Below are 23,245 nucleotides of genomic sequence, written 5' to 3'. Positions count from 1 at the left end.
CGGGTTAGCGGCGGAACCAGTGGTACATGGGCGAGTCCGGTCCCCACTTACCGGGACGGCCGTGCTCGTCCTTCGTGACGAAGACGCTCGGCTCGGAGGCGGTCACGCCGCCGCCGGAGGAACGGGCCGTGACGAACCAGGCGTAGGCCGTGTCGTCCTTGAGGCGGTTCCAGGTGACCGAGGCGACCTGACCCGACGCGACCTTGCTCTTGCCGACGACCCGGGTGGGCTTGTAGAGCGCCAGCGAGTCGGTCTGGAAACTCGTCGTGCGGGAGGTGAGATCGACCGGCAGCACCATGTTGTCCTCGCGCCCGTCGTAGCGGCGCAGCGGGTCGAACTCGGTGGCGCCGAAGTCGTTGAGCAGCGGGGAGTAGGTGTCCACGCTCAGCTCCGCCCTCTTGACGTTGAACTGCAGCAACCGGAAGAAGCTCGCGCCGAACTGGAGCTGGTCCGTCGGGTTGTACCCGCCGACCTCGGTGAGCCCGAGCCGGTCCGCCGACACCGTGTAGAACTGGTAGTCCGCCAGGAGCTCGACCACGCCCTTGCCGACCTGGCCCACCTTCGGCTTCACGTTGGTGCCCACGCCGTGCTCGTGTCCCGCGAGGATGAGGAAGACGTTCGCGTTCTTCTCGACCACCGTCTTGTAGAGCATCGAGCCGTCGGGGGCGGAGAATCCGGCGCCGCGCCCGTCGGGGTTGGTGCTCGGCACGAGGTAGTCGTGCGAGAGCAGGATGCCGTTGCGGTCGGGGAACTTCTTGAAGACGGAGTCGGCCCATTCGGCCTCGTCCCTCGTCACGCCGTACGACAGGCCGACCACGACGAAGTCCAGCCCGCCCGCGGAGAACAGGTCGTAGTGGTTCTGGTTGTCGCCTTCCTTCCACGGCCCGCCGTACTTGGCGTGCTGCCAGCCCTGCGAGGCGTCCTGGTACCGGCTCGGGCCGTAGTACCTGTTGTAGATCGCGTCCGGCCCGTCCTCGGTGCCCGACTGGTTGTCGTGGTTGCCGGCGATCACGCCGTTCGGGATGTCCGCGTCGTCCAGCACGCGCTGCTGCTTCGAGGACACCTCGAACTCGCCGACGACCTGCCGCTGCATGGCCTCGTCCGTGGGCTTGCGGATGTTGTTCTCGATGATGTCGCCGGTGTGCGCGACATACGAGATCTTGCGTGTGTCCTTGTTCGCCTTGATCCAGTCGACGACGCCGGAGTAGGCGGACTCCCACACCGCCCGCTCTTCGGGGGTCTCCTGCTCCACCGCGCCCTCGGAGATGTACTGCGTGTCGGTGTAGTGGACGATCGAGAAGTCGTAGGAGGCGGGGTCGGCGAAGCCGTTCGGGTCACCGGGCTCGATGTCGTCGGCGAACGGGTCCTCGCCCGTCACCATGACGTGGACCTCCTGCTTGTCGATGTGGTCCCCGTCGACGACGGCCGTGAGAACGGTCTTGCCCTCGGCGGCGCCGCGGGCGCTCGTCAGCAGGTCCCACGCCTTGGTCTTCGTGTTCCACACCCGCAGCGAAGCCAGGCGCTCCGGGTCGATGACGCCCTCCCAGCGCAGGACCGGGGAGTCCACGTGACCCTTCACCCGGACGTCGTACCGCTGGTAGGTGACGTCCTGGCCGACGGGCGCGTCGAGTGTCCTGCCGTCGGCGGGATCGAGTCCTGTGGCCCTGGCCTTCTTCTCGCCCGGGACCTTCAGGGTCGTGGGGACGGAGGCGGCCGTGCCCTGGAACACCTCGTCGGGTGTCAGGATCTCGGCCTCGGAGAACGTCGCCGTCACCTGGCCGCCGTCGGGTTCGGCCACCTTCGCCGAGAGCTTGACGGGATCCGACACGTCGACGGCCCCCAGCGCCGGGGTCAGCTCGGTGGGGACGTCCGGGATGCCCGCGGATTCGAACACGATCTCGCGGGTCAGGGTGTTGCCGAGCCCGTCGGCGCCGGTCACCGCCAGGGTGTGCTTACCGGAGTGCAGGCCCGGGCCCACCTGGGCGCCCAGCTCGATCGGCCGGCCGTCGAGCTTGACGTCCGGCCCGGACACGACGCCAGAGGCGTCCTCGAGCTTGACGTCCAGCACGACCGAGGCGTTGATCTTCTTGCCCGCGGCCGGGACGCTCCTGGCGACCGCCGGCGCCGAGTTGTCGGTGATCAGCAGGCGGGTGGCGACCTGGCCCGTGGCCGACGCCGCGGCCAGGGTGTGCCTGCCGTCCTTGACGGCGGTGGTGTCGAGGTCCGCGCGCAGGCCGCGGGCCGGCGCGTCCACGAGGAATTCGAGGTCGATCTCCGTCAGCGAGTTCACGGTGTCGCCGCAGTTGCCGTCGCCCATGCCGTACGAGGCCTTGAGCATCTGACCGGTCGCCGTGCCCTGCGCAGGGGTGAGGGCGATGTTCGAGATCGCGAAGTCGTCGCGGTTGTTGCCGCACGACGTCGGGAAGGTGCCGGTCACGAAGTCGATCGTGTTCCAGCCGGGCACGAGGTACTCGTTCGGGATCGTGAGGTCGACGCGCCGGCTCACGAAGTCGCCGTCGAGCACGACCTTCTGGCCGTTGACGAGCACGAAGTTCTGGTAGCGCGCCTCGATCGAGTTACTTGCCACGTTGAAGCTGAGGGTGGCGTTACCCGAGCCGAGCGTCTCGATGACGTTCACCGCCGGGGCGTCGATCGTGTAGCGCAGCTCGGCCTCGCGGAGGAGGGTCTGAACGCTGCCGCAGGTGCCGTCGCCCAGGTCGTACGAGGGCTTGACGTCCCGGCCGGTCACGGTGGCGCCGTCGAAGGCGAGGTCCAGGTTGGCGATCGTGAAATCGTCGCGGTTGTTGCCGCAGGACTCCTTGAGGTCACCGGTGACGACCTTGATCGTGTTTTCGCCGGGCACCAGGAACCGTGCCGGGACCGCGACGGTCACGCGCTGGTTCGCCCAGGAGCCGCCCAGGTCGATGCGCTTGCCGTTGACGAGCAGGAAGTTGTCGAACCTGTCGTCGATCGAGTCCGCGCCCACGTCGAAACCGAACTTCGCGACGCCGTTGCCGAGCGTGGCCTTCGTGACCGGCTTGTCGCCGTCGACGGTCAGGGACGCGACGCCGCCCTCGCCTCCGGCGGGGACCGTCGCGAAGACCGGCTTGGTGCCCGCCACGAGCGTGCCGTCCACCGGCAGCAGTCGCGGCGCCCCGGCCGGAGCGTTGTTCACGGTCACGGTGTTCTTGACGGTCACCTTGGCCGCGGTCGTGGCGGTGATGACGTGCTCGCCGCCCGCCAGCGTCGTCGTGTCCACGTCCGCGGTGAGACCCGTGGTGCCCTGCGGGTCGGACTGGACGAAGAACGTGAGCGTGGCGCGCGTCAGCAGCGAGGTGTTCGTGCCGCAGCTGCCGTCGCCGAAGGAGAGGGTGTAGGGATTCTCCTCGCCGTCCGCGACCTCACCGAGCAGTTCCAGACCCACCTCGGACAGCACGAAGTCGTCGTGGTTGACACCGCATGAGCTCTGGATCGTACCGACGACGATCTCGACGGTGTTCTCTCCCTTGACGAGGTGCTCGTTCGGGATCTCGATGGTCGCCCGCTCGTTCACGTGGTCGCCGATGTCGCTGCGGTAGACGCCGTTGACGAGCACGTAGCTGTGGTACTGCGCCTCCGTCGAGTTCGAGCCGACGTCGAAGCTGAGCCTGGAGACGCCCACCGTACGGGTGGCGTTGAGCGCGGTGCCGTCGACGGCGAGTTTCGTGACACTGTCACCGGCCACGGTCGGGGTCGCCGCGACCTTCACCGTGCCCCCGAGGTACGAACCGCTCACGGGGGTGAGCACCGGAGGGGTCTGTGAGCCGGTCGGCGTCGGGCTGGGCCGTCCCCGCCCCTGTTCCTCCGGTCCCGGGTCGGCGTAGGCCGCGGTCACGAGGCTGCTCACCAGCAGCACCGCGACCGCGCCGGCTGCGGCGAAACGCCGTCGGCTCCCCAGGCCACCCAGTAACTTTCGCACTGCCCTTGGCTGCATCAAGTGCAGTCCCTTCTGTTCCGCTCATGAGTACCGATCGGGCGGCTTGCCCTTCGGGCGGTCAGACTGGAGCGGACGAATGAACGGCGTGCGTGAAGAAACCAAAGGAAAGCGGAACTATCCGGCTCACTATGATCACCTGTTACGAGACAGGACCAACTAGGTTACAAGATCGACAAATGACCATATATCCGAACATTGACGCCGGTAACTGACTACGATCTTTCGTCACCATCAGAATTCGGGCCCCGCCAGGTGTCACCGGAATTCGTCGATCGGGGACGTTCCTTCATCGCCGTCACCGTGCCGGTGATGCCGACGCCGAGCGGGGACAACGGCATGGACGGCGAGCACCCGCCGGACCGGGGCGTCCGTTGCGCGTTTCCGTCCATTGCCCCGGCTCCTCTTCACGTCGGTCGCACGCCCGTGAAGACCGTGGTGGCGGAGAGGAGGAAGGCGTCGGGCCGCCGCAGGATGCCCCCCGGCGCCACGGGATCGAGCAGCACGTCGAGTGTCCCGCGGTCCTCCGTGTCCAGGAACTCGCTCGTCGTCTCCCGCAGCCGGGTCAGATGGGCGTGCAGGAAGGCGCGGGCCGCCTCGCCCAGAGGCGCCTGCAGGTCGAGCAGGGACGTGAAGCCGCCGGTTCGGGTGAGCCCGGCGCGGCTGAGCATCGCGGGCCAGTCCTCGACCACGGTGGTACTGCCGGGCAGTTCGGCTCGCATGATCTCGAACCAGTCCTCCTGGACGACGTCGAGCCGGGCCTGGAGGCCCGGCCTGCCGATGCCGATGTCGCGCGGGAGGAAGCGCATCGGCAGGCCGCCCTCGGCCACGGCGAGCAGCCCGCCGGGCCTCAGCGCCCCGGCGAGCGCGTTCAGCGCACCCTGCTGATCTCCGAGGTGGTGTACGGCCTTGCTGCTCCAGATCAGATCCGCCGTGCCGAGACCGCCTTCCCCGTGCTCGTCATCGCCGTCCAGGCCCTCGGGTAGCTCCGCGTGCCGGACGGCCACCCTGCCGCCGAGGCCGAGGCGCTCGGCACGGGCCAGGGCGCGGTCCAGCAGGCCGGGCGCGCCGTCCACGGCGACCGCCTCGGCGTCCGCGAAGGTCTCGGCGAACACGCAGGTCATCACGCCCGGCCCGCTGCCGATGTCAAGGATGCGCCGGATCTCCCTCTCCGGCCCGAGCAGCTCCCTCAGGCGGGCCGCCGTCCGGCGGAGGACCGGGAGCTGCAACTCGCCGCCCTTCTCCAGCCGGGAGGCCATGACCTCCCAGTCGATGTCGGTGTGGTGGTGTCCGTGTCCGTGTCCGGAAGCGCTGTGTGGGCTCATGCCGGGAGTTTGCGCCCGCCGGGTGGCGACGGCAACTCCTGTTGCCAGTTCCGGGACAAAGGGATGGAATGCCCGCATGGACAGACCACCGCCCCACCAATCGGTCCTCGACGAGGTCGGCCCCCGGCTCAGACGGCTGCGCGCCAAGCGCGGCCTCACCCTGGCCGCGCTCTCCGAGGAGACCGGCATCTCCAAGAGCACCCTTTCCCGACTGGAGTCCGGGCAGCGGCGTCCCAGCCTGGAACTGCTGCTGCCGCTCGCCGGTGCGTACCACGTGCCCCTGGACGACCTGGTCGGCGCCCCCGAAGTGGGAGATCCCCGGATACGGCTGACACCCCGCACCCTGCCGAACGGCGGTACGTTCATACCCCTGTCCCGGGGTCCGGGGCCTCTCCAGGCGTACAAGATGATCATCACCGACCGGGGCGCCGAGCCGGATCTCCGCACGCACGAGGGCTACGAGTGGCTGTACGTGCTGGACGGCCGGCTGCGGCTCGTCCTCGCCGAGCACGATCTGATCCTCGGTCCCGGCGAGGTCGCCGAGTTCGACACCCGGCTGCCCCACTGGTTCAGCAGCGCGGACGGGCGGCCCGTCGAGATCCTCAGCCTCTTCGGAAGGCAGGGAGAGCGCATGCACGTCCGTGCGAAGCCCCGCGCCGGATCCGGCGGGTGACGATGGGATCGGTGATCTCGGTGCCCCCGCTCAGGATGGTGGCCGGCGTGCGATCACCCTCGAACGGGACGGCCGCCACTCGTTTCCGGCGGTCGCGTCCCGGGGGTTCGGCCGGCCCGTTCGTCATTCCTCGATGTGGATGGCCAGCGCGGGGCACAGGATCGCGGCCTGCCGGACGTCGTCGGCCAGTTCGGCCGGTGGGGTGGAGGTGAGCAGCACCACGATGCCGTCCTCGTCACGCTGGTCGAACACGTCCATGGCGGCCGTCACACACTGGCCGGAGGCGACGCACTTGTCCTGGTCGATGGTTATCCTCATGAGATCCTCTTGATTGCCGTTGATGGAGATGCCGGGAAAATCACCAGGTCACGGGGAGTTCGTAGACGCCGTAGACCTGCCCGTCGTGCTTGAACGAGATCTGGTCCAGATCCGTCGCCGCGCGCAACGTGGGGATGCGCCGGTAGAGGGTGCTGTAGACGACCTGTAGTTCCATCCGGGCCAGTGGCTGCCCCAGGCACTGGTGCACTCCGAAGCCGAAGGCCACGTGGAGGCGGGCGTCGCGGCGGATGTCCAGCTCGTCGGGGTCGGGGAAGGTCGCGGCATCGCGGTTGCCGATGTCATTGGCCATGATCAGCCCGTCGCCGGCACGGATGACCTGGCCGGCGATCTCGATGTCCTCCAGGGCGACCCGGCGACGCCCGCTGTGGGTGATGTTGAGATAACGCAGAAGTTCCTCCACCGCTCCCGCGACCAGCTTCGGATCGTCGCTCTCGCGCAGGAGGGCCAGCTGGTGAGGGTGCTGGAGCAGTGCCAGCGTGCCGAGGGCGATCATGTTCGCGGTGGTCTCGTGCCCGGCGATGAGCAGGAGCACGCCCATCTGGGCGGCTTCCCGCTGGGACAGCTCCCCGGCCTTGACCCGTCCGGCCAGCTGGGACAGCAGGTCGTCTCCGGGGTCGGCGAGTTTGCGGCCCACCAGGTCGCCCAGATATTCGGCCAGCCGGCCGCCGGCGGCGGCCCGCTGCTCGGGTGTCACGTCGCGCTTGACGATGGTCTTGCTGTTGTCCTGGAAGAAGTCGTGGTCGGAGTACGGCACGCCGAGCAACTCGCAGATCACCAGCGAGGGCACCGGCAGGGCGAACGCCTCGACCAGATCGACGGGCTTGGGACCGGCCAGCAGGTCGTCGATGAGCTCGTCCACGATCTTCTGCACGACCGGCCGCAGAGCCTCCACCCGCTTGACGGCGAACGGCGCCGTCACCATCCGCCGCAACCGGGCGTGCTCGGGATCGTCCATCAGGATGAAGCTCAGAGGGGACCCGCCGCTGATCGGGGTCTGGCCCGGATAGCCGGGGCGGGTGATGTCGGCGCTGACCCTCGGGTCGGCCAGCAGTGCCCGCTGTTCGGCGTGCCGGGTCACCAGCCACGGCGTCCTGCCGTCCCACAGCCTGACCTTGACGAGTGGGCCCTCCTCCTGCAGGGCCTTCAGCGTCGGCGGTGGATCGAACGGGCAGCCCGCCGCCCTGGCCATCGGGAACTGTGGGATTTCCGCCTGGTTCAACGTTTCGGTCATCGATCGCTTTCCTTCCGAGAAGTAGTTGATCTTTCCGTTCGCTGCCACAGGGCCGGAGCGAGACCGGAGAGGCGCCGTGCCTCCCTGCCCGGGTATGTTCCGGCCGGGGACGGTGGTGATCGTGCCGTCGGGGGGCGTCGCGCGACCAGTGGTCGCCGGCGGGTGACCGTCCGGGACGGCCACCCCGGCCTCGGCGGACGGCGGCCGTGGGCTCGGATCCCAGCCCCGGACGCGCCGGGCCGGGAGCGGGGGCGAGGCGATGGGCCGGTCGCCGCCGAGGGCGGTCATGGCTTCCTCTCCGGTTCAGTTCGTCCGCGGCTCTGGCGTGACGGGGGCCAGCCACATCCCGGTGATCGCGTCGATCAGCCCCGTGGCGGCGTCGTGCCAGCTGGACCGAGGTGTGGGGAGACCGTCGGCGAGAGCGCGCTCGCGCTCGGCGCACATATGGATCATCAGCTGTCTCGCCATGTCGGCGCGCTCGGCCCGCACCTCGGCCGGTAACTCGGGAAGGCACCGGTGCAGCCCGTCGAGCATCTGCCGAAGCGAGGGGGAGGTGAGAGCCTCGTCGATCATGATGTCGCGCAGGGTGGGATCGGTCATCACCTGGGCGCCGAACCGGGCGAACCACGTCGGGTTGCCCAGGGCGGCCAGATGTTCGGCGACCGGTCGCACCAGGCAGGCCACCCAGTCTCGCACCTCGGCCGAACGACCGGCCTCGGCCACCATGCCCTGGCGGATCCGCTCGATCCGCTCGGTGTGTTTACGCACGATCGCCCGCACCAGGTCTGCTTTCGTACCGAAGTGATAGCCGACCGCGGTGTTGTTGCCCTGCCCGGCGGCCTCACTGACCTGACGGTTGGACACGGCGAACACCCCGTGCTCGGCGAACAGCCGCTCCGCCGCCGCCAGGATCTGCTCTCGCGTCGCGCTGACCCGCTCAGCCCGGACGGCCATGCTCACCGTCACCCTGCCTCATCGTGGGCACCTCCTTCCGGAACGACCACCCGTTGGCGGTCAGTAAACCTATTGCTGTTAGCTTAAGTCAAGCGCTTGATTTAATGCTCGTCATCGCGCTTGTCTTGGATGCCGAAACGAAAGCATCACCATGCCCCGCACCCCTTCCCAAACCGCCCAAACCGTCGCCCCATCGCGGGCGAGCACCATCGTGGCGGTGCTGGCTCTCTCCGGGATCGTGGTCTCGCTCATGCAGACCTTGATCATCCCGCTCATCCCCCAACTTCCCACGCTCCTGGGAGCCTCCCCGTCCGACGCCACCTGGGCGATCACCGCCACGCTGCTCGCCGGCGCCGTCGCGACGCCGGTGATGGGACGGCTGGGTGACATGTACGGCAAGCGACGCATGCTGCTGCTCAGCCTTGTCCTGCTGGTGGCGGGTTCGGCCGTCGCCGCTCTCAGCGACACCTTGACGCCCCTGGTCGTCGGACGCGCGCTTCAGGGTCTGGCAGCCGGGGTCATCCCGCTGGGGATCAGCATCATGCGCGACGAACTCCCGGCCGAGCGGCTCGGCTCCGCGACCGCGCTGATGAGCGCCTCGCTGGGGGTGGGCGGCGCACTCGGCCTGCCCGCGGCGGCCCTGCTGGCCGAACGCGCCGACTGGCACATGCTGTTCTGGACGGCGGCGGGCTTCGGCGCCGTCGCCACCGTGCTCGTGCTGACGCTCGTACCGGAGTCCGCCGTCCGCACCGGAGGACGCTTCGACGTGGTAGGTGCGGCCGGGCTGTCGACCGGACTGCTCTGCCTGCTGCTGGCCATCTCCAAGGGCGCCGGTTGGGGCTGGGGCAGTGCCCAGACCCTGGGCCTGTTCGGCGTGTCGGTCGTCGTACTCCTCCTGTGGGGCTGGTGGGAACTGCGCACCCGGGAGCCGCTGGTGGACCTGCGCACCACCGTCCGCCGGCAGGTGCTGTTCACCAACCTCGCGTCCGCGGTGTTCGGATTCGCGATGTTCGCGATGTCCCTGGTGCTTCCGCAGGTTCTGCAGCTGCCGAAGGCCACCGGCTACGGCCTGGGCCAGTCGATGCTGGCCGTGGGCCTGGTGCTGGCGCCGTCCGGTCTGGTGATGATGGTCACGGCACCTCTGTCCGCGCGGATCTCGAAGGCCAAGGGCCCGAAGGTGACACTGATGCTCGGCGCCATCGTGGTCGCCGCCGGCTACGGCCTGAGCATCGCGCTGATGTCCGCCGTCTGGCACCTCGTGCTCGTCTCCGCCGTGATCGGAGCCGGCATCGGCCTCGCGTACGGAGCCATGCCCGCGCTGGTCATGGCGGCCGTGCCGGTGTCGGAGACGGCCGCCGCCAACAGTTTCAACACGCTGATGCGGTCCATGGGCACCTCGATCTCCAGCGCGGTGGCCGGCGTCGTCCTGGCCCAGATGACCACCACCGTCGGCGCCGCCACCTTCCCCTCCGCGAACGGCTTCCGCACGGTCATGGCCATCGGCGCCGGGGCGGCTCTCGTCGCCTTCGTTTTCGCGGCCTTCCTCCCTCGCCGCCGCCCGGCTCCGGCCCCGGTGGCACCGCACCCCCTCGCCCCGACTCCGGCCACGGCGCCCTCCGCCGGTTCGTGACCGTTCCCTTTCCGCAGGCGGACTGAGCGGCACTCCGGGCGAGACGCCGTCGCCCCGGGCCCGGCCATGAAGGCGGGCCCGGGGCGGCTCGACCGGCTTGAAGACCATCGCGAGTCCGGCCTTCGGATCTGCGAGGCGGCCGCACCGGCCGTCTCGTCAGCCCGAGCCGATCGACGGGGTGCGGAGGGCGTCGGTGAGGACGCTTCTGGCCTGGCGGACGACGGCCTCGTCGACGAAGCGGCCGTCCGGGAGCGCCACGGCGCCGACTCCGGCCGCCGCCACGACCTCGTTGGCGGCCATGACCTCCTCCTCCGTCGGGCGGTAGGCGGCCTCGATGACCGCGAGCTGGGCCGGGTGGATGGCGGCCCGGCCGCGGAAACCCATGGAACGGCCGACGCGGCACGACTCGGCCAGGCCCTCCAGGTCGCGGAAGTCGGTGTAGACCGACTGGACGGGCGACGGCAGTCCGGCCGCGCGGGCGGCGACCACCACCCGCGACCGCGCCCAGGCCAGGCCCGCCTCGTCGCTGACGCCCAGGTCCGCACGCAGGTCCGCCTCACCCAGGCCGATGCTCGCCACCGCCGGATCGGCCGAGGCGATCTCGTAGGCCCGTTCGAGGCCGAGGGCCGACTCGACGAGCGGGTGCAACGCGATGCCCGGCACGGCCTCGGCGACGTCACGGACGTCGGCGGCCGACTCGACCTTCGGCACCCGGATGCCGGCCGTGCCCGAGCACAGGGCTCCGATGGCCAGCAGGTCCGCCTGGCCGCAGGCCGTGCGCACGTCGTTGATCCTGATCTGGACACGCGGCTGAGGAGAGGCGAGCAGCCGTACGAGCTCCGCCCGGGCCTGGCCCTTGCCGTCCGCCGCGACGGCGTCCTCCAGATCGACGATGACCACGTCGGCGGGCCCGGCGAGCGCCTTGGCCACGAGCGCCGGCCGGTCGGCGGGCGCGTACAGAAAGGTCAGCACGACCCGGCTCCCCTCGTAGGCGGCGCGTGCGGGATGGCCGGGTCCGTCTCGGGCGGGCGGTCCGGCATCAGACCACTCCCTTCTCTCGCAGTGTCTCGATGTCCGAGGCCGACAGGCCCAGCTCCGACAACAGGCCGGAGGTGTCGGCGCCGTGGGGACGGCCGGTCCAGCGGATCTCTCCCGGGGTGTCCGACAGCCGGAACATGACGTTCTGCATCCGCAGCGGCCCGAGCTCGGGGTCTTCCACGGTGGTGACGGCGTCCAGGGCGGTGAGCTGCGGATCGGTCAGCACGTCGCGCACGTCGTAGATCGGCGCCACCGCGGCCTGTGCCTCCTCGAACACGGTCAGCACCTCGTCGCGGGTCCGCGCGGCGACCCAGGCGGCGACGGCCTCGTCGAGTTCGGCGGCGTGCTCGACCCGTCCCGCGCCGGTGGCGAACCACGGCTCGGCGATGTACTCGGGCCTGCCGACCAGACGCATGACCCGCTCGGCGATGTTCTGCGCCGAGGTCGACACCGCCACCCAGGAGCCGTCCGCGCACCGGTAGGTGTTGCGCGGCGCGTTGTTCACCGAACGGTTGCCGGTGCGGGGCGGCACGATCCCGAGCCGGTCGTAGATCGTCGGCTGGGCCCCGAGCACCGTCAGGATGGGTTCGATGATCGACATGTCGACCACCTGCCCCACCCCGGTGGATTCACGCGCGCGAAGCGCCGCCATCACGGCGTAGGCCGTCGCGAGGGCGCAGATGCCGTCGGCCAGGCCGAACGGCGGCAGGGTCGGCGGCCCGTCGGGCTCGCCGGTCATCGCGGCGAACCCGCTCATCGCCTCGGCGAGCGTGCCGAACCCGGGCCGTTTCGCGTACGGCCCGAACTGGCCGAAGCCCGTGACCCGGGCGAGCACCAGGCGCGGGTTGACCTCACGGAGCCGGTCGTAGGGGAGGTTCCACCGCTCCAGCGTTCCCGGCCGGAAGTTCTCGACGACCACGTCGGCGTCGCGCACCAGGGCGAGGAGCAGGTCCTGGCCTTCGGTCGTGGACAGATCCAGGGTCATGGCCCGCTTGTTGCGGCCGAGCATCTTCCACCACAGACCGCCGGGCCCGTGCCCTCGCGAGGGATCCGGCTTGGCCGGGTGCTCGACCTTGACGACCTCCGCGCCGAAGTCACCGAGCAGCATCGCCGCCATCGGTCCGGCGAACAGCGTCGCGAGGTCGAGGACGCGGACGCCTTCCAGGGCTTTCATCGGTGTTCCTCCATGTTCTCGGCCACGCCCGCCGGGGGCTCGGCGCGGTGTCCCCGTACGGCTCGACGCGGCGAGGATCGGCGTCCGGTGACCGTCGCCGGGACGCGGGCGGGCCCGGCGGCGGTCACCGCAGTGCCGCGTCGATCTCGGCGCGGGTGGGCATCGACGTGCTGGCGCCCTCGCGCCGCACCGACAGGGCCGCCGCCGTGGCGGCGAACCGCAGGGCCTCCGCCTGCGGCCTGCCCTCGGCCCGCGCCACGGCCAGCGCGCCGACGAAGGTGTCCCCCGCCGCCGTGGTGTCGACCGCCTTCACCGGTACGGCGGGCACGCGCAGCCGTTCGCCGGAACGCGAGCCGTACAGCGCGCCCCGCCCGCCGAGGGTGATCACGGCTTCGGGGACGAGGTCCAGCAGCGCCTCGAGTGCCTCGCCGGGGTCGGCGAGACCGGTGATCGCCTCGGCCTCGTGCTCGTTGGGCACGATCAGGGCGACGGCGCCGAGCAGCTCGGACGGCAGCTCCCGGGCCGGGGCGGGAGTGAGGATCACGGGGACCTCGGCCTGGCGGGCCGCGGCCACCACGGCCTCCATGGGCAGTTCGAGCTGGAGCAGCAGCGCGTCGGAGCGGGCGATGACGGAGAGATCGTCCTGAGAGACGCCCGTCACGGTGCCGTTCGCGCCGGGGATCACGATGATGGAGTTGCCGCCCTCGTCGTCGACGACGATGTGGGCGATGCCCGAGGAGCCCGGCACGACCCGGAGGCGGCTCACGTCCACGCCCGCCGACTCCAGGGTCTCTCGCATGACCGGCCCGAAGGCGTCGTCCCCCACCGCGCCGACGAACGCGACCTCGGCGCCGGCGCGGGCCGCGGCGACGGCCTGGTTGGCGCCCTTGCCGCCGGGCACCGTGCCGAACGCCCGGCCGGTCACCGTCTCGCCACGCCTGGGGGCGGTCGCGGTGTAGGCGACCAGGTCCATGTTGGCGCTGCCGAAAACCGAGATCATGCTCTGTCCTCTCGCTCGCCCGTCACCCGGTGGTGACCGGCTGCCCGCGACCGCCGGGACGGGCGGGTCATGACGCCGGGTCGCACGGCTGTGCCCCCGCGACCGCCAGGGTACGGCGGGTGAGCTCGTCGAAGCCGATGCCGTCGAAACCTCGCATGCCGCTGGCCAGCCGGTTCTCCAGCGCCCACTCGGCGGGGATCCCTGACGCGCCGAGCAGCCCGCCCGCGATCGATCCCACCGTCGCTCCCGCCGAGTCGGTGTCCCAGCCTCCGGCGACGGCCCCGGCGATCGAGGCCGTGAAATCCCCGCGCCCATGGGTCAGGGCCGCCGCGACCAGCGCCGCGTTGTTGATCGTGTGGACCCAGTGCAGGCCGCCGTGACGCTCGTACAGCCGGTCCACCACCCGCTCGAAGTCCGGCTCGGACTCCGCGTCGGCGACGGCGTCCCGTACGGCTCGCGCCAGCCGCGACCCGGCGGGGACGACGGAGAGCCCCGCGGCGACGACCTCCCTGACCGAGGAGGCGACGAGGGAGCTCGCGCACATGGCCGCGACCATCATCGCGCCGTAGATCCCGTTGGCGGTGTGGCTGAGACGGGCGTCCCGCCAGGCGAACTCGGCCGCGGTGCGGGGGTCGCCCGGGTTGACCCAGCCGTACACGTCCGCCCTGATCAGCGCGCCGATCCATTCCCTGAACGGGTTGCGCCACGTCGCCGTGCCCGGTGGCTCCACCCCGTCGAGCAGGTTGCGGTACGCCACCCGTTCGGCGGTGAAGACGCGGCCCGCGGGCAGCTCGTCCAGCCACATCGCGGCGACGTCCGCGGTGGTGAAGTCCCGGCCGAAGCGCTCCAGCAGGGACAGGGACAGCAGCGGGAAGTTGAGGTCGTCGTCCTCGGGCACCCCGTCGATGTTCTCGGCCAGGGAGTTGACGGCGCTGCGCCTGTTCCACGGCCAGCGGGCCGCCACGTCGCCGGGAAGGCCGGCCGCGGTGAACCAGCCCCGGATGGGCCAGTTGCCGGTGGCCTCCGCGATCTCCCTGATGCCCTCGCGGGGGATCTTCTCCACCGGCTTGCCCAGCACGCACCCGGCGGCGCGCCCGAGCCACGCGCCGAGCAGCCGTTCGGAGAGCCCGCCGGGGTCGGCGGCCACCGGGGCCGGGGCTCCGGGAGCGCTCGCAAGGATGCCGGGAAGCCCGGACGGCTCGGGAAGGGGGGACGGGATCGCGGCCAGCTCGTCCAGCAGTTCCCCGGCCAGGCGGCGCAGCTCCGGCGTGGCGGGTTCCGGAGAGGCCCCCGCCCGGGGCGGCGCGTCGTGCCCTCCGGCGGAGTGCCACCGGGCGGCGATCCCCGCGGCCTCCGCCCGGCGGCCGTCCTGGGCCGCCTGGCGCAGCTCGTGGCCGACCAGGTCCTCCGGCTGCACCCAGGTCAGCCGGATCAGGCGATCGGTCATGCCCTCTCCCCCGCTGAGACGTCCCTGATCGAAGCGGTCACGCCGTCCGCCCTCCGCCGATCCCGGGTCCGGCCGGTCATGCCGTCTCGCCCGCGGAGGTGTCCCAGGTCAGGGAGGTGAAGGCGCTCTCGTGGGCCCGGCGGGTGGCGAGGTCGGCGACGTGGAGGCGGCGGGCCACCTCGGCGATGGACACGCCGGGGGCCACCAGGTCGATCCTGCTGGCCTCCGCCACCGGGTCGAGCCACTCCGAGGGCACCGCCTTGGCGCCCGAGAGCGCCCCGGCGATCGCCCCGCCCATGCTGGCGATCGAGTCGGCGTCACGGCCGTAGTTCACGCCCCCGAGGACGGTGTCGCGGTAGTCGCCCCCGGCGATCAGCAGGAAGGCGAGCGCCAGCGGCAACTCCTCGATGCTGTGCAGGCGGCTCGGCCTCCGGGCTCCGAGCCCCTGGTCACGGTAGGTCTCCGCGACGGTGTCGTAGGGGGCGACGGCCTCGCGCAGCGCGCCGAACGATCCCTCCCAGTGGCCGAAGTCCCGTGCCCGCTCGCAGACGGCCTCGATGGCGGCCCGCGTGCCGTCCCGCGCCAGGCGCAGGCACGTGGCGACCACCGAGTCCGCGCTCGCGCCCGGGCGCATGGCCTCGGCGACGGCGGCGGCGAGCACCCCGGCGGCCTCCCGGCCGTAGCTGGACTGGTGGGCGCCCGCCAGGTCGACGGCCTCGGCGTACGCCGCGTCGGGGTTGGCCGCGTTCACGATGCCGACCGGTGCCATGTACATGGCGGCGCCGCAGTTGACGATGTTGCCGACGCCCGCCTCGCGCGGGTCGACGTGGCCGTAGTGCAGGCGCAGGACCAGCCACTTCTCAGCGAGGAAGACCCGTTGCAGGGGCAGGGCCTCGGCCTCCAGCTCGGGGATCCAGCGCTTCTCGCCCATCATCTCGGGCACCAGGTACTCGGCCGCCGCGTACGCGTCCAGGTGCCGGCCGGCCTTCTCGTACACGCGGATCAGCGCGTGGGTCATCAGGGTGTCGTCGGTGACGTGGCCGTCGCCCTTGTGGTACGGGGCGATGGGACGGGCGTTGCGCCAGTCCTCGAAGTACGGCGGGACGATGCCCGTCACGTACCCGTCGTAGCGGTCCTGGATCTGCTCGGACGTCCAGCCCTCGGTCGCGCCGCCGAGCGCGTCGCCGACCGCCGCGCCCGTCACACATCCGACGGCCTTGTCGGTCAGCAGATCGTCCTGCGGCGTCATGCGAGTCCTCCAGCGATGTCGATGAGATCCGTTCCTGCCAGGTCCGGCAGGCCGCAGCCGGTCAGCGTGCGCGCCGCGGCCCGCCAGCCTTCCGGAAGCGCTTCGTACCCGGTGAAAGCCCCGGTCAGCGCCCCGGTCAGCGCGGGGGCGGAGTCGGCGAGCGAGGGCAGGCACGCGGCGGCGGGCACGGCCGCGCTGAGCGAGCCCTGCGACACCTCCGCGAGCGCGAGCGCCACCGCGACCGTCTGCGAGGCCGCGACGCCGTAGCTGTAGACGTGGTCGAGCAGGGCCGCGTCCAGGGCAGGGACCGCCGCGAAGGGGTCGCCCGCCTTTCGCGCCACCGCGAGCGCCGTCCTCGTCGCGTAACCGATCGCGGTGTCCTCGGGCAGCTCGGCCAGGGCCGCCTCGACGGCCGAGACCATCGAGGCGCCCGCCACCAGCTCGGTGACCGCCGCCGCCACGGCCATCGCCGCGTGGACGCCGTCCCCGGCGTTGGTGACCGAGGCGTCGGCCCTCGGGTCGGCTCCGATCGCCCCGAAGGCGACGGCCCGTACGGCCGCCGCGTCGTCGAAGAAGTGCGGGTTGTCGTGACCGCTGGCCGGGGGCCGTTTGCCCGCCGCCAGGTTGTCCAGCGCCGAGCGCACGGAGATCCGCACGCGCAGGTCCGACCGGCCCGCCAGCCTGCCGAAGGCCTCGGCGCGGTCCTCATGGATGGTGAGCGCGGTCCAGGCCAGCCACTCGGCGTCGTCGGACGGCCCGATCGCCAGCGGCTCGACGGGCTGGTTCAGTGTGAAGGGCACGGGCGGAGTCGTGACCCGATGCTCCTCGGCGAAGCCGTCCAGCTCCCGCCCGAGCCGCCTGCTCCAGGGCGCGAGCAGCGCGGAGCGGTGCCGCGCGGACGGCCAACCGGCCGCGTCGCCGATCGCGAGGCCGATGAAGGCCCCGCGGATCCTGTCCCCCGATGACATGTCTCTCCTTTATCTCTCAGGCCGGTGCCGTGAACATCCTTCGGACCGGTGCCGTGAACGTGCCCGCCGGCTCGCGCGGGCGTTCACACCGGTCTCTCCGTCGCGGCCACCAGCTCGGTGGCGACGTCGAGCACGTGACGCCCGGCGACGACCGGAAGGCACCTGCCCGTGACCGGGCCGATCTCCCCTGCCCACCGCGCCGGTACGGCGCTCTCGCCGCGCCCCGCCCCTGCGAGGGCGCCGGCGATCGCGGCGGTGGTGTCGGCGTCCCTGCCGAGGTTGGCGGCCGACACCACGGACTCCTCGACCTCGCCCGCGCCCATGAGGTATCCGGCGAAGGCCAGCGCGACCGCCTCGGGCGCGAGGTCCGTCCAGGGGTAGTGGCGCACGACCACGGCCTCGTACAGCTCCTCGGCCGATCCCGCCGCGACGGCCGCGACGGCGGCCCGCAGGTTGCGGGAGGTCCAGGAGTCCTCGGGGACGGCGGCGATCCCGGCCTCGACGACCTCGTTCGGCGAGGCCCCGGTCATGGCGACGGCCACCGCGGCGGCGACGGCCTGGCCGCCGTACACGCCCTCGCCGCTGTTGCTCACCACCCCGTCGACCGCCACCAGCCGGGCCGCCTCGTCCGGGTCGCCGGTCGCGAAGATCCCGTACGGCGCGGCGCGCATGGCGAGCCCGTCCGACCATCCGTGCTGGTGCCACAGACCGGACAGCGGTGGCTCGATGCCCCGGCGCAGCGCCTGGATGGCCCCGAGCTCGGAGAAGCCCGCGCCGCGCATCGGTCCCTCGATGTTCGGGATGATCTGCTCGCGGTACTCCCTGGCGACGTCGGAGGAGGTCATCGCCGAGCCGTACTTGCACAGCAGGGAGGAGGCGAAGACGGTGTACTCGGTGTCGTCGGTGCCGCCCATGCCCGGCTCGATCTCGGTGAGACGGCCCCAGCGCCGGGCGATCTCCCCCGGGGCGAGGTTCTCGGCGGGCCGCCCGAGGGCGTCGCCGGCCGCCAGGCCGAGCAGGCACCCCCGGGCGCGGTTCAGTTTCACTTGTTGTAACGCTCCAGCACCTTGTTGCCCTCCGCGACGAGCGTCTCGGCCGCCTGGTCAAGGGTGATCTTGTCGGCGAAGTACTGCTGCAGGGTGGGCGTCGCCACCTTGCTCTTCCACTCGTCGAACCCGTTCACCCGCAGGTAGGGGGCGACCACGAGGTCCTTGGCGGAGGCGGTCGCCACGTCCCAGCCGTTCTCCGTCGTCGTCATCGACGGGTCGCTCGCGGCCTTCATGCTGGTCGGGAGCAGCCAGTCGCCCTTGGCGAGCTTGGCCTGGTTGGTGCTGTTCAGGAAGAACGCGATGAACTTCGTCGCCTGGTCGGGGTACGCGCTGTCGGCCGCGACCGACAGGGTCTGCGACGTGGCGCCCTGCTCGGAGGTGGTGCCCTTCAGCGGCGGGATCGTGATCCACTCGAAGCCGGGCGGGGCCTGCTCCACGACCTGCTGGCGAAGGTAGACACCCGCGGGGAGCATGGCGTACTTGCCCGCGTAGAAACCGGGCAGCGGGTCGGCGGTGCCCATGCCGAGCGCGGACGGGTCGGCCGACTTGTCCTTGTAGAGCTGGTCGTGGATGCGCTGGAGCACCTCGCGCTCCTCGGGACCGACCTTGACCGTGGCCTTGGTGCCGTCGGTCGTGAAGAAGGTGCCGCCGAAGTTCAGGCCGAGGTTGAGCACCTTGTTGACGGGCGCCTTCAGCGGCCAGGCCACCCCGAAGACGCCGTCCTTGGTGAGCTTCTTGCTGATCTCGGCGTACTCGTCCCAGGTCCAGGGGGCCTCGGGGGTCGGGATGCGGACCTTCGCCGCGTCGAGCAGCTTCTTGTTGGCGATGATGACCTGCGACTCCTGGAGGAAGGGCACGCCGTACACGCCCTGGCCGCCCTTGCCGTCGGCGAAGGTCACGGTGTCCCAGGCGGGCTGGGGGATGTCGCTCTTCAGCTCGGCGGGAAGCTTGCCGGTGAGGTCCATGAGGTAGCCGCGCGAGGCGAAGCCGGCGAGCGCCGGGGAGTCGTCGTGGATGACGTCCGGCGGGTCACCGCCCTCGAACGAGGTGACGAGCTGGTCGTTGACGTTGTCCCAGCTACCCTGGACGTATTCGACCTGGGTGTCGGGGTTGGCCTTGTTCCACTCGTCGACGAGCTGCTTGTTCGCGGCGATGGACTCCTTCTGCCAGGCGAGGCTCAGGAACTTCAGGCTCACCGGCCCGGAGGCCTGGTCACCGCCGCCGGCGCCGGTGCCTCCGGCCGACGAGCAGCCGGCCGTCAGCGCGGCCGTCATGACCGCCGCCACCGCGAGTGCGGTTCTGGTACGCAAGTGATTCTCCTTCGGGGGATGCTGTGGCTTCGCCATGGTTGAGGGGGTTTCTTTTGGTGCTATCCCTTGACGGCACCGGCCATCAGGCCCGATCTGAGTCGTCGCTGGATGATCGCGAAGAACACCAGGCTCGGGATCGTCGCGAGCAGTGACGCCGCCGCGAGCGGGCCGAGCCGTACGACCCCCTCCGCGCCGGTGAACTTCACGAGGGTCAGTGGCAGGGTCGCCACGTCGGGGTCCTTGAGGACGACCAGTGCGAACAGGAACTCGTTCCAGGAGGAGATGAACGCGAACAGCGCCGTGGCGACCACGCCGGGGGCGAGCAGCGGCGCGACGATCTTCACCAGGGAGCGGATCCGGCCCGCGCCGTCGACCGCCGCGGCCTCCTCCAGTTCACGCGGCACCGCACGCACGTACCCCTGGAGCATCCACAGCGCGAACGGCAGCACGAAGGTGACGTGCACGACGGTGAGGCCGGGCAGGGTGTTCACGAGGCCCAGGCTCCGCAGCACCATGAAGAGCGGGATGATGATCAGGATGAACGGGAAGACCTGGCTGACGAGCACCCAGCCGACCGCGAACCTGCTGATGAGCGAGCGGTGGCGGGCCATCGCGTACGAGGCGGGCAGCGCGATCACGATGGTCAGCACCGAGCACGCGACCGCCACCGCCAGACTGCGCAGCGCGCTGCCGACGAGGTCCTGCTCGCTGAACGCGTCGGCGAAGTTCGACAGGATCGGGTGGCGCGGGATCCACGTCGGGACCAGGCTCGCCATCTCCCGCGACGACTTGAGCGCCGTGGACAGCAGCCAGACGATCGGGAAGGCCAGGAAGATCACGTAGCCCAGCAGGGCGAGGTACTGCAGTGGTCTGCGCATGTCAGTTCGCCTCTCGCAGCTGCCGCCATATGTAGAGGCCCAGCACGGCCAGCACGACGATCACGAAGGCGACGCCGAGCGTGGCCGCGTACCCGAAGAAGCCGTAGCGGAAGGCCTCCTCGTAGGCGAAGAGCATCGGCAGCCTGGTCTGCCCGCCCGGCCCGCCCTGGGTGAGGACGTAGACCAGGCCGAACTGGTTGATGTTCCAGACGAAGTCCAGGGACGTGATCGTCACGATGACCGGGCGCAGCTGCGGCAGCGTGATGCTCCAGAAGCGCCGGAAGGTCGAGGCCCCGTCCATGTGGCCGGCCTCGTACAGCTCCTTGGGCACGCTCTGCAGTCCCGCCAGGAGCACGACGGTCGTCTGCGGCATGCCCGTCCAGATCCCGACGACGATCACCGCGGGTAGCGCGATGGAGAAGTTGTTGAGCCAGTCGATGTTGTGGTCGAGCAGGCCGGCCTCTTGCAGCATGCTGTTGAGGATCCCGGCGTTCGGGTGGTAGACGAGCCGCCACATCAGCCCGATGACGACGGGCGGCATGGCCCACGGCACCAGGACCAGCACCCGGGCGAACGACCGGAACCGCAGGTTCTCGTTGAGCAGCAGGGCCAGCCCCAGCGAGGCCAGGAACTGCAGCACGGTGACCGAGACCGCCCAGATCAGGCCGATGCGGAACGACGCCCAGAAGTCCGCGTCGGTCATCAGCTCGCCGAAGTTCGACAGGCCCACGAAGGAGGTCACGGCGTTGCGCCCCGACCTGGCGTCGGTGAAGGCGAGGAAGATGCCGTAGAGCAGCGGTCCGACGCTGAAGATCAGCACCGGCACGAGCGCCGGCAGCATGAGCACTAACGTCTCGCGCCCCTGCCGGCTCCTCTTCTTCGCCCCGCCGTGACCCGTGGCGGGCTTTCGCGTCCTGTCGGCCGTCAAAGTCATGAGTTCTCCTCCCCCGTGGTCGAGGCGCGGATCACGAGCCGGGGCTCGACGGTGACCGCTCGGGGCGCGCGGTCACCGCGGGCCAGCCGGTCGAGCAGGAGCTCGGCCGCCGCCCGGCCGCGTTCGGCCGAGCCGAGCGAGACGCTGGTCAGCGGGGGCCAGGCCACGGTGGCGAGGTCGGTGTCGTCCATGCCCGCCACGGCGACGTCCTCCGGCACCCGCCGTCTCTCGCGCCGCAGGACGTCGAGCGCCCCGAGCGCGATCAGGTCGTTGGCGCACAGCAGCGCGTCGAGGTCGGGCGCGCGTTCGATCAGTCGGGCCGTGGCCCGGGCGCCTTCCGGGCGGTAGAAGTCGCCCACCTGCACCAGGCCGGGGTCGTACGGCAGGCCGAGCGCCGCCAGCGCCTCGGTGTAGGCGGCCGAGCGGGCGGCGCCGGGGATGGTGTCGAGCGGGCCGTTCACGAAGCCGATCCGCCTGCGGCCGAGGCCGTGAAGGTGCTCGACGGCGAGGCGCACCCCCAGACGTGAGTCGGTCCTCACGTTGTCGACGCGAGTGCCCTCGGGGACCGAACCGATGATCACGATCGGCGCGCGGGCGGCGGCGAACATCTTCAGGTGCTCGTCGGTCACACGCAGCGGGATCATGATGAGGCCGTCCACATACCGCTCCCCGAGGCCGCGCAGCACGCTGATCTCGTCGGCGGCGTCCACGTTGGTGGAGTGCAGGACGAGCCGGTAGCCGGCCTCCTTGAGCACCGGCTGGATCTCGCGGATCATCGCGAGGTACACCGGGTTGCCTATGTCGGCCATCGCGAAGCCGATCTGGTTGCTGCGCCTGGACTTCAGCGACCTGGCCATCGAGTTCGGCACGTAGCCGAGCTCCCGTGCGGAGCTCATCACGCGGCGTTCGGTTTCGGCCCTGGTGGGTAGCCCGTTGAGCACGCGCGACACCGAGGCGATCGACACGCCCGCGTGCTGGGCGATCGTCGTGATCGTCGGCCCTTCATTCACGTGTCACCTCGGTCGTCAAAGTCGGTAAACGTTTACAGGGGTGATGTAGAAAACCCTGAAAACGTTTACGGGATGAGGGAATGTAACCGGCTGGACGCGTTCGACGTCAAGTCACAGTCGGATAAAGCGGACATCGCCGACATCCTTACGGGGCGTCCGATGGGGTGCACGGCATGCGGGGAGCGACGATCAGTGACCGGGCGTGCGGGAGGTCGCCTCCGGCAGGAGGTCACGGGTGATCCGTTCACCCGAGGCGATGGCGCGGCCGAGAGGGAAAACGTGCGCGCTCGCGGGAAGCGTCCCGGCCCTGCCACTGAGCAGGACCTCGACCGCGCCGAGACCGGTGTCGGATCGCTCGGGCAGGTTCAGACGCCTCAAGGTCTGGCGGGCCACCGCCTCGGCGCTGTCGTAGAGATTGGCGACGCCGGGCATACTGGCCGCGATCTCCGCACTGACCAGCGGGTAGTGGGTGCACCCGAGGACCACCCCCGTGCAGTGCCCGGGCGTTCGCTTCGCCGCGTCGGCGATGGCCTCGCGCGCCGCTTCGAGGTCTCCGCGCTCCACCGCCTCGGCGAGCCCGAGGCATGCCACCCGTTCGACGGGTCGCCCGTTGGCGAAGGCGTCGATCAGGCGCGCTTGGTAGTCGCTCGCGGTGGTCGCGGCGGTGGCCCACACGGCGAACGGCTCACCGGTGGCGGCCGCCGGTTTCACCGCGGGCACCGTTCCCACCACCGGCACGCCGGGCTCGAACATCGCCCGCAGCGCGTCCAGAGCCGTGACGCTCGCGGTGTTGCACGGAACCACGATGGCGTCGAGCTCCATCTCGGCGACCGCCTTCGCCGCCGCCAGGACCCGTTCGGTGATCGACGCCTCACTGCGAGGCCCCCACGGCATGCCCTCGGGATCCAGGCACAGCACGAGGTCGAGGTCGGGACGGAGATACCGAAGCCATCCTGCCGTCGGGAGAAGTCCCAGCCCGGAGTCGATCAACGCAACAGCCATGCGGTTCAACCTATCGGTTCGTCACCCGGCCTCGGCCGGGTACCGGGTCCGGGCGCGGACG

Annotated in this window: 19 protein-coding genes; 2 read left to right on the top strand and 17 right to left on the bottom strand. The window is 70.9% G+C overall.

What is annotated here, in order from left to right:
* Nucleotides 1–4: 4 nt before the first annotated feature.
* Nucleotides 5–3,958 carry a metallophosphoesterase gene (locus J2853_RS09640; RefSeq protein WP_307556645.1) on the bottom strand — a complete coding sequence of 1,318 codons (3,954 nt, stop codon included), beginning with the start codon at nucleotides 3,956–3,958 and terminating at the stop codon, nucleotides 5–7.
* A 422-nt stretch (nucleotides 3,959–4,380) separates the two neighbouring features.
* The gene (locus tag J2853_RS09635) at nucleotides 4,381–5,298 is read right to left on the bottom strand and encodes a class I SAM-dependent methyltransferase (protein ID WP_307556644.1); all 918 of its coding nucleotides are present in this window, start codon (nucleotides 5,296–5,298) and stop codon (nucleotides 4,381–4,383) included.
* Between the two features lie 76 nt (nucleotides 5,299–5,374).
* Between J2853_RS09635 and J2853_RS09630 the strand changes: the two genes are divergently transcribed.
* Entirely contained in the window at nucleotides 5,375–5,971 is a 597-nt protein-coding gene (locus J2853_RS09630) for a helix-turn-helix domain-containing protein (RefSeq protein ID WP_307556643.1), read from the top strand.
* Nucleotides 5,972–6,094: 123 nt separating this feature from the next.
* Here J2853_RS09630 and J2853_RS09625 read toward each other — a convergent pair whose 3' ends face one another.
* From J2853_RS09625 to J2853_RS09615, 3 genes are all read right to left on the bottom strand, one after another.
* Nucleotides 6,095–6,289, bottom strand: a complete 195-nt coding sequence (locus J2853_RS09625) for a ferredoxin (protein ID WP_307556642.1) — start codon at nucleotides 6,287–6,289, stop codon at nucleotides 6,095–6,097.
* A gap of 40 nt (nucleotides 6,290–6,329) precedes the next feature.
* Entirely contained in the window at nucleotides 6,330–7,541 is a 1,212-nt protein-coding gene (locus J2853_RS09620; protein ID WP_307556641.1) for a cytochrome P450, read from the bottom strand.
* 303 nt (nucleotides 7,542–7,844) lie between these two features.
* A complete protein-coding gene (locus J2853_RS09615; RefSeq protein ID WP_307568634.1) occupies nucleotides 7,845–8,495 on the bottom strand; it encodes a TetR/AcrR family transcriptional regulator in 651 nt (216 codons plus the stop codon).
* 151 nt (nucleotides 8,496–8,646) lie between these two features.
* On the opposite strand from J2853_RS09615, the gene J2853_RS09610 reads away from it, so the two are divergent.
* A complete protein-coding gene (locus tag J2853_RS09610) occupies nucleotides 8,647–10,125 on the top strand; it encodes an MFS transporter (RefSeq protein ID WP_307556640.1) in 1,479 nt (492 codons plus the stop codon).
* Nucleotides 10,126–10,281: 156 nt separating this feature from the next.
* On the opposite strand, the gene J2853_RS09605 is transcribed toward J2853_RS09610, so the two are convergent.
* From J2853_RS09605 to J2853_RS09550, 12 genes are all read right to left on the bottom strand, one after another.
* Nucleotides 10,282–11,097, bottom strand: a complete 816-nt coding sequence (locus tag J2853_RS09605) for an HpcH/HpaI aldolase/citrate lyase family protein (RefSeq protein ID WP_307556639.1) — start codon at nucleotides 11,095–11,097, stop codon at nucleotides 10,282–10,284.
* A 67-nt stretch (nucleotides 11,098–11,164) separates the two neighbouring features.
* Nucleotides 11,165–12,337, bottom strand: coding sequence for a CaiB/BaiF CoA transferase family protein (locus tag J2853_RS09600; protein WP_307556638.1), 1,173 nt, complete (start codon nucleotides 12,335–12,337; stop codon nucleotides 11,165–11,167).
* 124 nt (nucleotides 12,338–12,461) lie between these two features.
* Nucleotides 12,462–13,337 carry a ribokinase gene (gene rbsK / locus J2853_RS09595; protein ID WP_307556637.1) on the bottom strand — a complete coding sequence of 292 codons (876 nt, stop codon included), beginning with the start codon at nucleotides 13,335–13,337 and terminating at the stop codon, nucleotides 12,462–12,464.
* A 67-nt stretch (nucleotides 13,338–13,404) separates the two neighbouring features.
* Nucleotides 13,405–14,784, bottom strand: a complete 1,380-nt coding sequence (locus J2853_RS09590; protein WP_307556636.1) for an ADP-ribosylglycohydrolase family protein — start codon at nucleotides 14,782–14,784, stop codon at nucleotides 13,405–13,407.
* A gap of 76 nt (nucleotides 14,785–14,860) precedes the next feature.
* On the bottom strand, nucleotides 14,861–16,033 hold the full coding sequence (locus J2853_RS09585) for an ADP-ribosylglycohydrolase family protein (protein ID WP_307556635.1): 1,173 nt from the start codon (nucleotides 16,031–16,033) through the stop codon (nucleotides 14,861–14,863).
* On the bottom strand, nucleotides 16,030–17,001 hold the full coding sequence (locus J2853_RS09580; RefSeq protein WP_307556634.1) for an ADP-ribosylglycohydrolase family protein: 972 nt from the start codon (nucleotides 16,999–17,001) through the stop codon (nucleotides 16,030–16,032). Before J2853_RS09580 ends, J2853_RS09585 begins: the two co-directional genes overlap by 4 nt.
* Nucleotides 17,002–17,084: 83 nt before the next feature.
* Nucleotides 17,085–18,047: an ADP-ribosylglycohydrolase family protein gene (locus tag J2853_RS09575; protein ID WP_307556633.1), complete on the bottom strand. Its 963-nt coding sequence runs from the start codon at nucleotides 18,045–18,047 to the stop codon at nucleotides 17,085–17,087.
* Nucleotides 18,044–19,360, bottom strand: coding sequence for an ABC transporter substrate-binding protein (locus J2853_RS09570; protein WP_307556632.1), 1,317 nt, complete (start codon nucleotides 19,358–19,360; stop codon nucleotides 18,044–18,046). The genes J2853_RS09575 and J2853_RS09570 overlap by 4 nt, the downstream gene beginning before the upstream one ends.
* 59 nt (nucleotides 19,361–19,419) lie before the next feature.
* Entirely contained in the window at nucleotides 19,420–20,238 is an 819-nt protein-coding gene (locus J2853_RS09565; RefSeq protein WP_307556631.1) for a carbohydrate ABC transporter permease, read from the bottom strand.
* A 1-nt stretch (nucleotide 20,239) separates the two neighbouring features.
* Nucleotides 20,240–21,172, bottom strand: coding sequence for a carbohydrate ABC transporter permease (locus tag J2853_RS09560; protein ID WP_307556630.1), 933 nt, complete (start codon nucleotides 21,170–21,172; stop codon nucleotides 20,240–20,242).
* A complete protein-coding gene (locus J2853_RS09555; RefSeq protein WP_307556629.1) occupies nucleotides 21,169–22,182 on the bottom strand; it encodes a LacI family DNA-binding transcriptional regulator in 1,014 nt (337 codons plus the stop codon). The genes J2853_RS09560 and J2853_RS09555 overlap by 4 nt, the downstream gene beginning before the upstream one ends.
* A 189-nt stretch (nucleotides 22,183–22,371) precedes the next feature.
* Entirely contained in the window at nucleotides 22,372–23,184 is an 813-nt protein-coding gene (locus tag J2853_RS09550) for a glutamate racemase (protein ID WP_307556628.1), read from the bottom strand.
* Nucleotides 23,185–23,245 lie beyond the last annotated feature (61 nt).

Origin of the sequence: Streptosporangium lutulentum, assembly GCF_030811455.1 — a bacterium.
GTDB lineage: Bacteria > Actinomycetota > Actinomycetes > Streptosporangiales > Streptosporangiaceae > Streptosporangium > Streptosporangium lutulentum.
This window is presented reverse-complemented; position numbering and strand designations above follow the sequence as displayed.